Below are 15519 nucleotides of genomic sequence, written 5' to 3' on the forward strand. Positions count from 1 at the left end.
CGCTTTCGCGAGCAAGCCCGCTCCCACTGGGGGCTGTGGTGGATGAAGGATTCAGGGCTGGCCACGATCAAGGGTGGGAGTGGGCTTGCTCACGAAGGGGTCGGCACAGTCAGCATTGATGTTGGCTGACCTGACGCTTTCGCGAGCAAGCTCGCTCCCACTGGGGCTGTGGTGGATGAAGGATTCAGGGCTGGCCACGATCAAGGGTGGGAGTGGGCTTGCTCACGAAGGGGTCGGCACAGTCAGCATTGATGTTGGCTGACCTGACGCTTTCGCGAGCAAGCCCGCTCCCACTGGGGGGACTGTGGTGCATGAAGGATTGGGGGCCTGCCGCGATCAGGGGTGGGAGTGGGCTTGCTCACGAAGGGGCCGGTACAGTCAGCATTGATGTTGGCTGACCTGACGCTTTCGCGAGCAAGCCCGCTCCCACAGGGGGGGGCTGTGGTGGATGAAGGATTGGGGGCCTGCCGCGATCAGGGGTGGGAGTGGGCTTGCTCACGAAGGGGGCGGCACAGTCAGCATTGATGTTGGCTGACCTGACGCTTTCGCGAGCAGGCTCACTCCTACAGGGTTGTATGTATGACTGGGATTCAGTGTGCCCCGTCGAGGCCGGCGAGCAGCGCGCTGTCGCGGCTGTAGATATCCGGCGCATAGCGCACCTGCCCATCCTTGCCGACCTGCGCTGTCCAGTAGGTCATCAGGATCGGCACCGGTGCCGACAGGCGGAATTCGTGGGTGCTGCCGGTGGCGAGCAAGGTGTCGGTGCGGGTGCGTTCCGCCGGGGTCAGCAACAGGTCGCGCAGTTGCATCGGGTGTTCGACCCGCACACAACCGGAGCTGAAGGCGCGCGGGCCTTTGTCGAACAGGGCCTTGCTCGGCGTATCGTGCAGGTACACGGCGAACGGGTTGGGGAAGCGGATCACCAGTTGCCCCAGCGGGTTACGCGGCCCCGCTTCCTGGCGCAGCATGATGTTGCCGGGGTTGTCCCAGTCGATGTCCGCCGCGGCCAATGGCTGGCCATGGGCGTCGAGCACTTGCAGGTTCTGCCGGCTGAGGAAGGTCTGATCCTTGCGGATCGCCGGCAGCTTGTCTTCTTTCCAGATGGTCGGCGGCACGGTCCAGGTCGGGTTCAGGGTCAGACGCGTAACCCGGGATTTCAGCAGCGGAGTCTGCCGCTCGGCGCGACCAACCTGAGTGCGGGTCTGCCAGACCGGCACACCGCCCTGGTACAGGGTCAGTTCGGCGGCGGCGACGTTGACCAGCAAACCGTCGGGTTCCATGTCCTGGGCCAGCCAGCGGAAGCGCTCAAGGTTGACCCGCAACTGCTCGCGGCGGGTCAGCGGGCTGATGTTGAGCTCGGCAATCGTCCCCGGCCCGACCACCCCGTCGGCCTGCAACGAATGGTTGGTCTGAAAGCTTTTCACCGCGTCCACCAGCACCCCCTCATAGGCATTGCCGGGCGTGCCGATGGCGTCAGTCAGATAGCCTTCGTTGTACAGGCGCTGGGCCAGTTCCGGCACGCGCTTGTCTTCCATCGCCGGGCGCAGCAACGGGCCGTTGCCCACCGATTGCCAGTGCGGCAAGGCTTGCAGCCGCTGGCTGGCGTAGAGGTGGCGCAGGCTTTGGTATTGCGCCAGACGCGGCCGCGCCAGATCGAACGCGGTTTTGATGTCGTGCAGCCCAGGCACAGCGATCGCCAGCAATTCCGCCTGACGATCACGCGGGGTGACATCGGAATGCCACAGCGGCTCGAAATGCGACTGCAACAGGCGCCCGTAATGCAAGTCCTGCAGGGCTTGCAGGTAGTAGCGACTGATATCGATATCGGCGCACAGTTCGCCGTCCTGCGGCGGATTGACCGCTACCGGGTAGCGCTTGGGATTGAGGCCATCGTCGGCCAACAGCTGCAATTGCCCTTGCAATGCTGGCAATCGCCCGGACTCACTGGCCCACACTGGCAGCCAGTCCTGCTGCTGATAAAACGCTTGCAGTTGCGCCAGCGCCGGGCCACTCAAGTGCCCAGCAATCGCCGGACACGCCTGAGGCAAACCGATCAATACCGCCTGCAGCGGACTTTGCGGCTCGACCGGCATTTGCGCCGGAGGCGTCGGCAGGGTCTGCAACGGCGGCAATGGTTCATCGGCGCAAGCGACAAACGGCGCAGCGAGCAAACAAATGCTCAAGTAGCATGCGTACTTTTTGAACAACTGCTTTACTCCAATCCATGGCCGTCTGAATGACGGTCAACCTTACAACAGGTGCGCTGAACAGTCAGGCCCGAATCTGGGGTCTGAGGGTATGACTGGAAGTCAGGAGCCAAAGTGCCAAATAAGTAGCAAGTGAGGACACTTTATAAATGTTGACGTTTTTGCGCCGACTTCTGCTGACCACCGCGACCCTCGTCGTCGTGAGCAGCCCAGCTTTCGCCGCCGGCAAACCATCGCCGGTGCTCTTCACCAGCCTCGCGCACGCCGCGCCGGAACTCAATCCCCAGGCGCTGAAAGGTGCCCTGAGCGCCATGCAATGTGCGGTCAACAATGGCGCCAAACCGTCCCGGCACCTGGCGATCATCGATTATTCGCAACCCTCCACCGCCCGCCGGCTGTGGATCTTCGACTTGAGCAGACAGAAACTGGTGCTGCGCGACCTGGTCGCCCACGGCTCCAATTCCGGGGAAAATTTCGCCACGCAGTTCTCCAATCGCGAAGGCAGTTACCAGTCCAGCCTCGGTCTGTTCCGCACCCAGGAAAGTTACAAGGGCACTCACGGATATTCGCTGCGCATGGACGGTCTGGAGCCGGGCTTCAATGACCTGGCCCGCGACCGGGCGATCGTGATCCACGCCGCCGATTACGTGAATCCGTTGTGGAGCAAGCGTCAGGGCCGCATCGGGCGCAGCCAGGGTTGCCCGGCGGTGCGCCCGCAAGTGGCCAAGCAGGTGATCGACAAGCTAAAGGACGGCCAGTTCATGTTCTCCTGGTACCCGGACCAGCGCTGGCTGAAATCCTCGCCGTACCTCAACTGTCAGCCACAGCAAGTGGCGAGCATCTTGAATACTCACGCCAGCTAGGATCCTGTAGGAGCTGCGGCACGCTGCGATCTTTTGATGTTGCCTTTAAAAGATCGCAGCGTGCCGCAGCTCCTACAGGGATTTGTTTCCGTCAGCAGCGCTTTGGCTGGGCTGGCCGCTTCCACGGGTGATCCGGGTTCGGCTGATGATCAGGGCAACGACCATCAACGCCGCGGCCACCCCGAACGTGCTGTGCAAGCCGCTGCCGATGACCTCGGCCGGGGCTTGCGTCGGGTCGCCCGTCGCGAAGGCGAACACCGCGCCCATGACCGCCGCGCCTGTGATCAAGCCCAGATTGCGCGACAGCCCGAGCAGGGCCGACACCACACCGCGCTGATCCTGGCTGACCGTGGCCATCAACCCGCTATTGTTGGCCGCCTGAAACAACGCGTAACTGCAGGCAACCACAGCCATCGGCAGCAGATACGCCACCAGACCGAAACTCATCGGCAGCAGCGCCAACAAACTGCATCCACCAGCCATCCCGAGCAACGCCCCCGGCACCACCCGCCGCGCACCGAAGCGATCCACCAGACGCCCGGCCGGCACCCCGCCGCACGCGGCCAGCAGCGGCCCGACCGACAACGCCAGGCCAACCACGCTGCTGCCCAGTCCCAGGCCCCGACTCAGGTAAAACGGCCCGACCACCAGTGTGGTCATCATCACCGTCGTCACCAGCAACGTCAGCGCCAGGCTGCTGCTCAGACGCGCGTCGGCAAACAATGACAGGCGAATCAGCGGCGCCGTGGCTTTCATCTCGACCGCGACAAACACGCCTGCGCCGCACAGGCTGACCAGCAGCAATATCGGTGTGTAGCCATCGAGCGTCATCGCCAGCGCATAAGCGGCCAGCGTCAACACCAGCACCACGGTGCCGAGGTAATCAAACGCGACTGCCGATTTCGCCGGGCGATCGGCCGGCAGATAACGATAAACCAGCCACGCATTGAGCAGGCCCAATGGCACGTTGAGGACAAAGATCGACGGCCAGCCGACATGCGCAATCAGCAGACCACCCAGCGATGGCCCGAGGCTGGTGCCGGTGGCCGACATCGTCGCCAGCAAGCCCATCGCACTGCCCGCCCGCGCCTTGGGCACCGCATCGGCCACCAGCGCCACCGTCAAGGCAAACATGATCGCCGCGCCAAGACCTTGCACGGCCCGCGCGCCGATCAACCAGCCAAGCCCCGGAGCCAGTGCGCAACACAACGAAGCGCTGGTAAAAATGCCGATCCCGATCAGCAGCAATCGCCGCCGCCCGAACACATCACCCAGGCGCCCGACACTGACAATCAACGTGGTGACCGCCAGCAGGTACGCCAGCACGATCCACTGCACCTGTTGAAACGTCGCCTCGAATGCCGCGGCCAGCGTCGGCAACCCGGCGTTGGCGATGCTGGTGTCCAGCGACGGCATCAACATCGACAGCGCCAGACTGGTCAGCGCCCAGCGGGCTTGAGGGGGCAAGGGGGATCCGGGCATCGGGCGCTCCTGGTGCAAAGGTCAGACGGCATAGCCTGAGTCTCGACACGGCAAGGCGCAAGACGCATGCTTTGCACTTGATACCTGCATGGAACGCCATGTCATGAGCACACCGGATCTGAACCTGCTGATAACCCTCGACGTGTTGTTGCGCGAAGGCAGCGTCGCCCGCGCCGCACAAATTCTGCGCCTGAGCCCGTCGGCCATGAGCCGTGCCCTGGCCCGGCTGCGCGAAACCACTGGCGATCCGTTGCTGGTGCGCGCCGGCCGGGGCCTGGTGCCGACCCCGCGTGCGCTGGAGTTGCGCGAGCGGGTGAGTGGTCTGGTGCAGGCAGCCGAGGCCGCCTTGCGTCCCGCCGAGATCCTCGACCCCGGTCAGTTGCAGCGCACCTTCACCCTGCGCAACACCGACGGCTTTGTTGAAACCTTCGCCGCCGCACTGCTCGCGCGCATCGCAGAAGAAGCGCCCGGCGTGCGCCTGCGTTTTGTGCAGAAAGCCGACAAGGACAGCACCCTGCTACGCGAAGGCCGGGTAGATCTGGAGACCGGTGTGGTCGATGACAGCACCGACCCGACGCTGCACAGCCGCATCCTGTTTCAGGATCACTGGATCGGTGTGGTTCGTGAGGGCCATCCGTTGAGCTCGGGCAAGATCAGCAGCAAACGCTTTGCCGGAGGCCAGCACATTCTCATCTCACGCCGTGGGCGCAGCAGCGGCCCGGTCGATGAAGCGCTGCTCGCCGCAGGGCTGACGCGGGATATCGTCACGTCATTCGGCGGCTTTTCCGCAGCGCTGACACTGGTCCGCGAATCTGACCTGATCGCCACGGTTCCGGAGCGTCACACCAGCAAGCTGCGCATGGGCCTGCACAGCTTCGCCCTGCCCTTCAGGATGCCGCCGATCAGCGTATCGATGCTCTGGCACCCGCGCATGGACGCCGACCCGGCACACCGCTGGTTGCGCAATTGTGTACGGGAAGTCTGCGTCTAACGCGCATCGCCACCGGCCGGTTTGTAGAACCGGAATTTGCCGACCGCAGCGGTCTTTCGGTATTCCCTGGCCCAGCTCGGATGCACGTTGCGATCATGAAAATACAGCGCGCCATCGGTGCGATCCGGCAACTGGCGGTTGAGCGCCTTGCCGGCGATGTCCTTGGCCAGAGTGTATTCGGCGTCTTCCTTGACCTGATCGGCCTTGCCGTCGCACCACCAGGAAAACTGGCAGCTCTTGGTTTCCGACCCTTGCTTGACCACTGCGCACACGGTGTCGGGGAAGCCGTCATGGCCGAGGCGGTTCATCACCACGTTGGCCACCGCCTCCATTTCCAGCGTATCGCGGCCCTTGGCTTCCCAATAGATACTGCGCGCCAGACAGGTGATCGGATCGTCCAGCGGCGCGGTGCCGGCGGGGTCAACCGCCTGCACTTCGGTGGGGGTGATCGCTTCGGATTTGGGTGCCGGTGCCGCGCTGACTTTGTCGGCGGCCTTCTCTTCCAGCACTTGAGCTTTCTCTTCGGCCTTGGCCTTGATCGGCGCCTGTTCGGTGGCGCTCACAACGCCGGCCATAAGGGTTAATGCGAAACAGCCAGCCAACCATTTCAATCCCATGTCTGTTCTTCCGGCAGCGCCCGTTCCGGGCAAGGTGTTTCGTGGGGGAGACGCCCGGTTCCCGGGGCCTTCGGAGAGTGTAGACGGCAAATTTCGGCGCATTGTTCCGCAGAAAAATCCGCACGATGAAGAAAAAGACATTGCACTGACCGGGGGCCTTTCGCGCATCATGAGCGCACTCAGCTCAAGGGAGATTTCCATGCGCTTCATGCCATCCGTTTTGCGTTTCGCCGCGCTGGCCGTGGGGCTGGCCGTGGCCGCCTCGGCCATGGCTGCCGACGAGTCGCAACTGATCGAGTCGATCAATGCCTACCGCAGCCAACCGCAGCGTTGCGGCAGCCAGGCGTCCAGTGAACTGCCACCGCTGTCGGCCGACCCACGGCTGAGACTGCCGGCTGCCGGTGCGGTCGATCTGCAACAGGCCATGGCCAGCGCCAGTTACCCGATGGTCAACGTGCAGGCGATCACCCTCAACGGCCCACGGGATGCGGCGTCGGCGATGCAGGCGATTCAGGAGAGCTTCTGTCAGGTGGTGCTGGATCCGCAGTTCGTCGATGTCGGTGTCAGCCGCGCCGATCGTGACTGGCGAATTGTGCTGGCGCGACCGTTGCTCTCGGCGAAGCTTGGCGATGCGCAGAGCGAAGGCCAGAAGTTGCTCGAACAACTCAACGCGGCCCGCGCCCAGCCACGTCAATGCGGCGGCCAGCCCTTCGCCGCCGCCGGACCTCTGACCTGGAACGCCACATTGGGCAGCATTTCCCAGGATCACAGCCGCGACATGGCCAACAACAACTACTTAGACCACAAGGACCGCGACGGCCGCACACCCGGTGACCGCGCCGAACTGGCCGGCTACAGCGGACAACTGGTCGGCGAAAACATCGCCGCCGGCCAAGACACCGTGGGCAAGGTCGTCGACGGCTGGCTCGCCAGCCCCGGCCACTGCGCCAACCTGATGAACCCGCAATACAAAGAACTCGGCGCCGCCTACGCGACCGATCCAAAGAGCAGCGCCGGGATTTACTGGACCGCGATGTTTGGGGCGCAGTAATTCCCCTTCAGAAACCACCGCAGATCCAATGTGGGAATTGCTGCTGGATGAAGGATTCGGGCTGTCCGCAATCAAGGGTGGGAGTGGGCTTGCTTACGAAGGGGCCGGCACATTCAATATCGATGGCGACTGAGCGGACGCCTTCGCGAGCAAGCCCGCTCCCACTGGGGATAGGTGCTGGGTGAAGGATTCGGGGCTGGCCGCGATCAAAGGGTGGGAGTGGGCTTGCTCACGAAGAGGTCGGCACATTCAACATCTATGTCGACTGAGCGGACGCCTTCGCGAGCAAGCCCGCTCCCACTGGGGATAGGTGCTGGGTGACGGATTCGGGGCTGGCCGCGATCAAGGGTGGGAGTGGGCTTGCTCACGAAGAGGTCGGCACATTCAACGTCGATGTCGACTGGCCTGACGCCTTCGCGAGCAAGCCCGCTCCCACTGGGGATTGCTTGTGGATGAAGAATTCAGGGCTGACCGCGATCAAGGGTGGGAGTGGGCTTGCTCACGAAGGGGCCGGCACATTCAATATCGATGGCGACTGAGCGGACGCCTTCGCGAGCAAGCCCGCTCCCACAGGAATCGCATTTATTCTGATGTAACGCGGTGAATGCGAATCCTGAGTTCAAACCCAGACCGCGTCCCATAGTGGGTAGTCACCGAGTTTTTCCACCAGTCCGGCCCGCAGTGGATTAGCCACTACATAGCGGGCCAGTTTCACCAGATCCTCCTCTCGACGTAACGCATGGTCATGAAAACCTTGCTGCCAAAGGCCTCCGGATCTACCGCTCGCTGTGTTGACTGAACGAGTACTCAGGGATTTGACCTGGCACATCAATTGGCCAAGTGTTCCTTTTTGCAATTGGATCAGCCAATGAAAATGATCGGGCATAACCACCCATGCCAATGTGTCGGCAAACCCCTCTTCCTGCGCCTGCCTGAACTGATGCACAACCAATCGACCGAGCCTGTAATCCTTGAACACTGGTTCTCGCCCCAAGGTATTGGCGGTTAGCAGGTAGATCTGATTTTCTTCGCAATGACGGCCGGTTCGCAGGCGATGTGATGAATAACGTTTGGGCATTCCTTTGCCTTGTCCATGGTTAAATTCAGAAAAAGGCTAGATCAGCCATCACAGTGCGCCGAACATGTTTGTTGGCAGGATGTGTCTGTGCACCAGATCGAGGGTGGGATTGGTGGTGGATGAAGGATTTGCGGCTGGCCGCAATCCAGGGTGGGAGTGGGCTTGCTCACGAAGAGGCCGGCACATTCAGCATCAATGTCGACTGAGCTGACGCTTTCGCGAGCAAGCCCGCTCCCACAGGGGATTGCTGCTGGATGAAGAATTTGCGGCTAGTCGAAATCCAGGGTGGGATTGGTGGTGGATGAAGGATTGGGGGCTGGCCGCGATCGAGGGTGGGAGTGGGCTTGCTCACGAAGAGGCCGGCACATTCAGCATCGATGTCGACTGAGCGGACGCCTTCGCGAGCAAGCCCGCTCCCACAGGGGATTGATGCTGGATGAAGGATTTGCGGCTAGCCGAAATCCAGGGTGGGATTGGTGGTGGATGAAGGATTTGCGGCTGGCCGAAATCCAGGGTGGGAGTGGGCTTGCTCACGAAGAGGCCGGCACATTCAGCATCGATGTCGACTGAGCTGACGCTTTCGCGAGCAAGCCCGCTCCCACAGGGGATTGATGCTGGATGAAGAATTTGCGGCTAGCCGAAATCCAGGGTGGGATTGGTGGTGGATGAAGGATTGGGGGCTGGCCGCGATCAAGGGTGGGAGTGGGCTTGCTCACGAAGGGGCCGGCACATTCAGCATCAATGTCGACTGAGCGGACGCTTTCGCGAGCAAGCCCGCTCCCACAGGGAACATCAGTGATGTTCAGAATTGCGGGCACAAAAAAACCGGAGTCATGGCTCCGGTTTTTCTGTTGTCAGTGGGTCCTCATCCCCGCTGCATACATCGCCAGTTTCAGCACACTCGCCACCACGGCGAGTGACACGACACTGCCGAACCAGATCAGCAGCAACCAGCCCAGGCGCTTGTACCAGCGGCTGGTTTTGACCTCGCGCGAATCAATGGTAGCCATCGCCAATCCTCACTTTGCCGCGGAATACGTAGTAGCTCCAGAAGGTATACATCAGGATCACCGGCAGGATGAACAGTGCGCCGATCAGGGCGAACAACTGGCTCGAGGGCGGTGATGCCGCTGCCCACAGGCTCACCGAGGGCGGGATGATGTTCGGCCAGATGCTCAGCGCCAGGCCGATGTAACCGAGCAGCATCAGCACCAGAGTGAACACAAATGGCCAGTGGGTATGACGCTGACGCAAGGTGCGCAGCAGCCCGAACAACGCCAGCAGCGCCAACACCATCAACCCGGCGAATACCATCAGGTGTCCGCTGGTCGACCAGCGAGTGGCCAGCTCCGGGTGCAACTTCAGTGTCCACGCACCAATCACCACCACCATCGCCGTCAGCAACCAGGCCAGCGGACGGGTGAACAGACGCATCCGCGACTCAAGCATGCCTTCGGTCTTGACCAGCAACCAGGTGCTGCCCAGCAGCGCATAAGCCACCACCAGACCGATGCCGCACACCAGCGGGAACGGCGCCAGCCAGTCCAGGCCGCCACCGGCAAACTGCCGATCCACCACGGGAATGCCCGACACGTACGCGCCGATCACCACACCCTGGGAGAACGTCGCCAGCAGCGAACCGCCGATAAACGCCTTGTCCCACCAGTGGCGCTTTTGCGCTGACGACTTGAAGCGAAACTCGAACGCCACGCCACGGAAAATCAGCCCGCAGAGCATCAGGATCAGCGGCAGGTACAGCGCCTCCAGAATCACCCCGTAGGCCAGTGGAAACGCGCCATACAACGCCGCACCACCGAGCACCAGCCAGGTTTCATTGCCGTCCCAGACCGGGGCGACGGTGTTCATCATCACGTCGCGCTCCTGCTCATCCGGGATCAGCGGGAACAGGATCCCCAGGCCCAGATCGAAGCCGTCCATGATCACGTACATCATCACCCCAAAGACGATGATCACACCCCAGATCAACGAGAGATCGATACCTTGAATCCCCATGACTCAATGCTCCTTCATCGGCGCGGTAGCCGCCGAAATAGGCCGGCGCGGGGTCTGCAACTGATCGCCCTCCGGCGGATGTTCGTGATGGGGCTGCGGGCCCTTGCGCACCAGTTTCATCATGTAGCCGATGCCCACGGTGAACACCGAGCAGTAGATCACCACGAACAGCAACAGCGAGGTGCTCATCTGCGCCACCGAGTGGTGCGACGCGGCGTCATGGGTGCGCATCAGGCCGTAGACCACCCACGGCTGACGCCCGACTTCGGTGGTGATCCAGCCGGCCAGCAACGCGATCAACCCGCTCGGCCCCATCAGCAACACCAGACGCTGGAAGCCGCGATGCTGATAGAGCTTGCCGCCACGGCGCAGGGCCAGACCGAGTACACCGACGAGGATCATCAACATGCCCAGCCCGGCCATCACGCGAAAGCTCCAGAAGATGATGGTCGAGTTCGGCCGATCCTCTTTCGGGAAGCTCTTGAGCGCCGGGATCTGCTTGTCGAGGCTGTGGGTCAGGATCAGGCTGCCGAGGTACGGGATTTCCAGCGCGTACTTGGTCTTCTCCGCCTGCATATCGGGGATGCCAAACAGCACCAGCGGCGTCGGGCCGTTGTCGGCGTTTTCCCAGTGGCCTTCGATGGCGGCGATTTTTGCCGGTTGATGCTCCAGGGTGTTCAAACCATGGGCGTCACCGACCACTGCCTGGATTGGTGCCACGATCAGCGCCATCCACAACGCCATGGAAAACATCCTGCGCACCGGCGCGGTATTGTTGCCGCGCAGCAAATGCCATGCCGCCGACGAGCCCACGAAGAAGGCTGTGGCGACGAACGCGGCGATCGCCATGTGCGCCAGACGGAACGGAAACGACGGGTTGAACACAATCGCCAGCCAGTCCAGCGGCATCACCCGACCGTCGACGATTTCGAAGCCCTGTGGGGTCTGCATCCAGCTGTTGGACGCGAGAATCCAGAACGTTGAAATCAGCGTGCCGATGGCAACCATCACCGTGGCAAAGAAGTGCAAGCCACGGCCGACGCGGTTCCAGCCGAACAGCATGACCCCGAGGAAACCCGCCTCAAGGAAGAACGCCGTCAGCACCTCATAGGTCAGCAACGGCCCGGTGATGCTCCCGGCAAAGTCGGAAAACCCGCTCCAGTTGGTGCCGAACTGGTACGCCATGACCAGCCCCGAGACCACGCCCATGCCGAAGTTGACGGCGAAGATCTTCGACCAGAAGTGGTAGAGATCGCGGTAGGTGTCGTCACGGGTTTTCAGCCACAGGCCTTCGAGTACCGCGAGGAAACTCGCCAGGCCGATGGTGATCGCCGGGAAGATAATGTGGAACGAAACCGTGAACGCGAATTGAATTCGCGCCAGGTCCAGTGCCTCCATGTTAAGCATGATGATGTCCTCATCCAGGCTGAAAAGCGGCAGCACGTTGCCGGGCCACCGCCAGGCGCGAACGCCTGCAGCCAGTGAAATTGCCAGTGTTTTTATAAGTTGCGGGTCAGGCCAGCGATGACGGGATCAGGTTGCTGACCTTGGCCGCTTCGAGGCGGATCGCGACGAATTTCGAGGTCGGCGTGTAGGTCCGGTCGCCGTAGCTTTCCAGCGGAACCAGCGGATTGGTTTCCGGGTAGTACGCCGCAGCCTGACCGGGCGGAATGTCGTAGGCGATCAGGGTGAAACCGCTGACCCGCCGTTCACGGTCGTCATCCCACAGCGCCACCAGATCGACCTTCTGCCCCGGTTCAAAACCGAGGCGCTGGATGTCCTGCTCGTTGGCGAAGATCACGTCGCGCATGCCGTAGACCCCGCGATAACGGTCGTCGAGGCCGTACAGCGTGGTGTTGTACTGATCGTGGGAACGCATGGTCTGCAGGATCAGATCCGGTTTGACCGGCAGGTTGCGCACGCCTTCGCTGATCAGGTGTTCCGGCAGCACGCACGGGGTGAACTGGGCTTTGCCCGACTCAGTGTTCCAGACCCGATCCGAGGCGTCGTTGCCAAGGTGGAAGCCACCCGGGGTCAGCAGTTTTTCGTTGAAGTTCTCGAAACCCGGAATCACGTCGCCGATCAGGTTGCGGATGCGCCCGTAGTCGCCCACGACCCACTCCCAGTCGATTGGATGCTTGCCCAACGTGGCCGCAGCAATCCCGGCAATGATCGCCGGCTCGCTTTTCAAGTGCGCCGACTTCGGCTTCAGTTGACCGAACGACAAGTGCACCATGCTGAAGGTGTCTTCCACGGTCACGCCTTGCGGGCCTTCGGCCTGGATGTCGATGTCGGTGCGACCGAGGCACGGCAGGATCAACGCGTCGCGTCCGGTGACCAGATGGCTGCGGTTGAGCTTGGTCGAGATGTGCACGGTCAGGTCGAGTTTGCGCATCGCTTCGTGGGTTCGCGGGGTGTCCGGCGTGGCTTGGGCGAAATTGCCACCCAGACCGATAAACACCTTGGCCTCGCCCCGCTCCATCGCACCGATCGCCATCACCGTGTTGTGGCCGTGCATGCGCGGCACTTTGAAGTTGAAGCGTTTTTCCAGGGCGTCCATCAGCTCCTTCGGCGCCAGTTCATTGATGCCCATGGTGCGGTCGCCCTGCACGTTGCTGTGACCGCGCACCGGCGACAGGCCGGCGCCGGGACGGCCAACGTTGCCGCGCAGCAGTTGCAGATTGATGACTTCCTGCAGGGTCGGCACCGAGTGCACGTGTTGGGTCAGGCCCATGGCCCAGCACATGATCACGCTTTTGGCGCGGCCATACATGCGCGCGGCCAGCTCGATGTCGTGCAGCGGCACGCCGGACTGTTCGAGGATGTGCTCCCAACTCGTGGCGTCGACCTCCGCCAGATAGCTGTCCAGACCCGAAGTGTGCTCGGCAATGAACGCGTGATCGAACACCGGTTCACCACCGCTGGCCTGGGCTTCACGCTCCCACTGCAGAAGGAATTTGACCATGCCGCGAATCATCGCCATGTCGCCACCCAGCGCCGGGCGGAAGTACGCGGTGTTGGTCGCTTCCCAGCCGTTGCTGAGCATCTCGATCGGGTTCTGCGGGTTCTGGAAACGTTCCAGGCCACGCTCTTTCAGCGGGTTGATGCACACCACTTGCGCGCCGCGTTTCACCGCTTCACGCAGTGGTTCGAGCATGCGTGGGTGGTTGGTACCGGGGTTCTGGCCGATGACGAAAATCGCGTCGGCGTGGTGCAGATCCTCGTAGACCACGGTGCCCTTGCCCACGCCCAGCGTCTCGCCCATGCTCACCGCACTGGCTTCGTGGCACATGTTCGAGCAGTCGGGAAAGTTGTTGGTGCCGAAGGCGCGGACGAACAACTGATAGAGAAACGCCGCTTCGTTGCTGGCCCGGCCCGAGGTATAGAACTCGGCCTCGTGCGGCGATTTCAGACCCTTGAGGTGTTCGGCGATCAGCGCGAACGCGTCTTCCCAGGTGGTTTCCACATAGCGGTCGACCCGCGCGTCGTAACGCATCGGGTGGGTCAGACGACCCTGATATTCCAGCCAGTAGTCGCTCTGCTCGGCCAGGCTCGATACCGTGTACTTGTTGAAGAACGCCGGGTCGACCAAACGCCCGGTAGCCTCCCAGTTCACCGCTTTGGCGCCGTTCTCGCAGAATTTGAGCATGCTCGCACCGGGCGCTTCACCCCACGCACAGCCCGGGCAGTCGAAGCCGCCGTTCTGGTTGGTCTTGAGCATGGCGCGGATGTTTTTCAGGGCGTTTTCACTGCCCAGCCAGCTTTTGGTCAGGCTGATCACAGCCCCCCATCCGGCAGCGGCACCCTTGTAAGGTTTGTAACGGTCGACTTGTGACATGGGACATCTCCATGACGATGCACACAGGCATGAACCTGATCTTGGTTAAACAGCGACGGCCGACTTTGCACAGCAATAAAGCGGTCGTTTCAGTTGCCGGAGCAAGGATATGAACCGTTACAAAACATTGTCTAATCGCTATTTATGACCACACTATCGAAAGCCTCTATCACGAGAAAAAACCCTTTATTTACGGGGCGTTGCGAAACTAAAGCGGCAACTTTCGAGCAAAAATAATTGATCATCGACGCGCTCAATCAAGCGTTCATAAACAGTGATTGGACGCGGTCTGAAGTTGCCCATAATCTGCGCTAACCAGTTCCGTCAATGCGGACTTCCCACTTCTGCGAGGCTGTCATGTCAGAGCGTGTCTTGATCGATGGTTACAACCGCCGCGTCGACTATCTGCGCATGTCGGTCACCGACCGCTGCGACTTCCGCTGCGTGTATTGCATGGCCGAGGACATGCAGTTTCTGCCGCGCCAACAGGTGCTGACGCTGGAAGAGATCTATCAACTGGCGCAGAGCTTCGTGGCGCTGGGCACGCGCAAGATTCGCCTGACCGGCGGTGAGCCGCTGATCCGCCCGGGCGTGGTCAAGCTGTGCGAGCAGATCGCCGCCCTGCCCGGCCTGCGTGAGCTGTGCATGACCACCAACGGTTCGCAACTGGGCAAACTCGCCGCGCCGCTGTTCGACGCCGGGGTCAAGCGCCTGAACATCAGCCTCGACAGCCTCGACCCGGATCGTTTCAAGCAAATGACCCGTACCGGTGATCTGGCACAAGTGATCAACGGCATCGATGCCGCGCGCAAGGCCGGTTTCACCCGAACCAAACTCAACGTGGTGGTGATGCAGGGGCGCAACGATCAGGAGATCAACGATCTGGTGAGCTTCGCCATCGACCGCCAGCTCGACGTTTCCTTCATCGAGGAAATGCCGCTGGGGATCATCAGCGAACACAGCCGTGCCGAGTCGTTTTTCTCCAGCGCCCAGGTGCGCGAAAAGATCGCCGAGCGCTACACCCTGATCGATTCCGCCGAATCGACCCAGGGCCCGTCGCGCTACTGGCGGCTGGCCGAGGCGCCGGATATTCGCCTGGGCTTTATCTCGCCGCACAGCCACAATTTCTGTGGCACTTGCAACCGTGTGCGACTGACCGTCGAAGGGCGCCTGCTACTGTGTCTGGGTAACGAGCATTCGATGGATCTCAAAGCCGTGCTGCGCGCTCATCCGGGGCAACCAGAGCGGCTGGAGAAGGCCATTATCGAGGCGATGAAACTCAAGCCGTATCGGCACAATTTCGAAGTGAACGACGACGTGCAGGTCGTGCGCTTCATGAACATGACCGGCGGTTGAGCCGCCCTCACCCTGCGTAACCG

Annotated in this window: 12 protein-coding genes; 4 read left to right on the forward strand and 8 right to left on the reverse strand. The window is 61.8% G+C overall.

The genetic code is table 11. The annotated features are described in order from the left end of the window. Positions 1-590: 590 nt before the first annotated feature. Positions 591-2207, reverse strand: a complete 1617-nt coding sequence (locus CKW11_RS04275; RefSeq protein WP_095136537.1) for a murein L,D-transpeptidase — start codon at positions 2205-2207, stop codon at positions 591-593. A gap of 149 nt (positions 2208-2356) precedes the next feature. Here CKW11_RS04275 and CKW11_RS04280 point away from each other — a divergent pair, with 149 nt between their 5' ends. Continuing rightward, positions 2357-3070 carry a murein L,D-transpeptidase catalytic domain family protein gene (locus CKW11_RS04280; protein WP_095136538.1) on the forward strand — a complete coding sequence of 238 codons (714 nt, stop codon included), beginning with the start codon at positions 2357-2359 and terminating at the stop codon, positions 3068-3070. Positions 3071-3142: 72 nt separating this feature from the next. On the opposite strand, the gene CKW11_RS04285 is transcribed toward CKW11_RS04280, so the two are convergent. Beyond that, a complete protein-coding gene (locus tag CKW11_RS04285) occupies positions 3143-4552 on the reverse strand; it encodes an MFS transporter (protein WP_095136539.1) in 1410 nt (469 codons plus the stop codon). A 103-nt stretch (positions 4553-4655) separates the two neighbouring features. On the opposite strand from CKW11_RS04285, the gene CKW11_RS04290 reads away from it, so the two are divergent. Further along, positions 4656-5543, forward strand: a complete 888-nt coding sequence (locus tag CKW11_RS04290) for a LysR family transcriptional regulator (protein ID WP_095136540.1) — start codon at positions 4656-4658, stop codon at positions 5541-5543. On the opposite strand, the gene CKW11_RS04295 is transcribed toward CKW11_RS04290, so the two are convergent. Then, positions 5540-6160 (reverse strand): cell wall hydrolase, encoded by a 621-nt coding sequence (locus CKW11_RS04295; protein WP_095136541.1) that lies wholly within the window; start codon positions 6158-6160, stop codon positions 5540-5542. The two genes, CKW11_RS04290 and CKW11_RS04295, sit on opposite strands and share 4 nt — an antisense overlap. Positions 6161-6359: 199 nt before the next feature. Here CKW11_RS04295 and CKW11_RS04300 point away from each other — a divergent pair, with 199 nt between their 5' ends. Beyond that, entirely contained in the window at positions 6360-7211 is an 852-nt protein-coding gene (locus CKW11_RS04300; protein ID WP_095136542.1) for a CAP domain-containing protein, read from the forward strand. Positions 7212-7830: 619 nt separating this feature from the next. Here CKW11_RS04300 and CKW11_RS04310 read toward each other — a convergent pair. The 5 genes from CKW11_RS04310 to CKW11_RS04330 form a co-directional block, all read right to left on the reverse strand. Beyond that, on the reverse strand, positions 7831-8289 hold the full coding sequence (locus CKW11_RS04310; RefSeq protein ID WP_095136544.1) for a transposase: 459 nt from the start codon (positions 8287-8289) through the stop codon (positions 7831-7833). Positions 8290-9143: 854 nt separating this feature from the next. After that, positions 9144-9299, reverse strand: coding sequence for a DUF2474 family protein (locus tag CKW11_RS04315; RefSeq protein WP_081730198.1), 156 nt, complete (start codon positions 9297-9299; stop codon positions 9144-9146). Further along, positions 9286-10302: a cytochrome d ubiquinol oxidase subunit II gene (cydB, locus tag CKW11_RS04320; RefSeq protein ID WP_095136545.1), complete on the reverse strand. Its 1017-nt coding sequence runs from the start codon at positions 10300-10302 to the stop codon at positions 9286-9288. The genes CKW11_RS04315 and cydB overlap by 14 nt, the downstream gene beginning before the upstream one ends. A 3-nt stretch (positions 10303-10305) precedes the next feature. Then, a complete protein-coding gene (locus CKW11_RS04325; RefSeq protein ID WP_095136770.1) occupies positions 10306-11709 on the reverse strand; it encodes a cytochrome ubiquinol oxidase subunit I in 1404 nt (467 codons plus the stop codon). 106 nt (positions 11710-11815) lie between these two features. Beyond that, positions 11816-14140, reverse strand: coding sequence for an FdhF/YdeP family oxidoreductase (locus CKW11_RS04330; protein WP_095136546.1), 2325 nt, complete (start codon positions 14138-14140; stop codon positions 11816-11818). Between the two features lie 357 nt (positions 14141-14497). Here CKW11_RS04330 and moaA point away from each other — a divergent pair, with 357 nt between their 5' ends. Further along, positions 14498-15496, forward strand: coding sequence for a GTP 3',8-cyclase MoaA (moaA, locus tag CKW11_RS04335; protein WP_095136547.1), 999 nt, complete (start codon positions 14498-14500; stop codon positions 15494-15496). Positions 15497-15519 lie beyond the last annotated feature (23 nt).

This window comes from Pseudomonas sp. Irchel s3a10 (assembly GCF_900187525.1).
In the GTDB taxonomy this organism is placed as follows: domain Bacteria; phylum Pseudomonadota; class Gammaproteobacteria; order Pseudomonadales; family Pseudomonadaceae; genus Aquipseudomonas; species Aquipseudomonas koreensis_G.

What these genes read in the sequence shown, in the direction of transcription:
- CKW11_RS04280 (WP_095136538.1), top strand. Translation starts at nt 2,357, where the DNA reads ATGTTGACGTTTTTGCGCCGACTTCTGCTGACCACCGCGACCCTCGTC.
- CKW11_RS04285 (WP_095136539.1), bottom strand. Translation starts at nt 4,552, where the DNA reads ATGCCCGGATCCCCCTTGCCCCCTCAAGCCCGCTGGGCGCTGACCAGT.
- CKW11_RS04290 (WP_095136540.1), top strand. Translation starts at nt 4,656, where the DNA reads ATGAGCACACCGGATCTGAACCTGCTGATAACCCTCGACGTGTTGTTG.
- CKW11_RS04295 (WP_095136541.1), bottom strand. Translation starts at nt 6,160, where the DNA reads ATGGGATTGAAATGGTTGGCTGGCTGTTTCGCATTAACCCTTATGGCC.
- CKW11_RS04300 (WP_095136542.1), top strand. Translation starts at nt 6,360, where the DNA reads ATGCGCTTCATGCCATCCGTTTTGCGTTTCGCCGCGCTGGCCGTGGGG.
- CKW11_RS04310 (WP_095136544.1), bottom strand. Translation starts at nt 8,289, where the DNA reads ATGCCCAAACGTTATTCATCACATCGCCTGCGAACCGGCCGTCATTGC.
- CKW11_RS04315 (WP_081730198.1), bottom strand. Translation starts at nt 9,299, where the DNA reads ATGGCTACCATTGATTCGCGCGAGGTCAAAACCAGCCGCTGGTACAAG.
- cydB (WP_095136545.1), bottom strand. Translation starts at nt 10,302, where the DNA reads ATGGGGATTCAAGGTATCGATCTCTCGTTGATCTGGGGTGTGATCATC.
- CKW11_RS04325 (WP_095136770.1), bottom strand. Translation starts at nt 11,709, where the DNA reads ATGCTTAACATGGAGGCACTGGACCTGGCGCGAATTCAATTCGCGTTC.
- CKW11_RS04330 (WP_095136546.1), bottom strand. Translation starts at nt 14,140, where the DNA reads ATGTCACAAGTCGACCGTTACAAACCTTACAAGGGTGCCGCTGCCGGA.
- moaA (WP_095136547.1), top strand. Translation starts at nt 14,498, where the DNA reads ATGTCAGAGCGTGTCTTGATCGATGGTTACAACCGCCGCGTCGACTAT.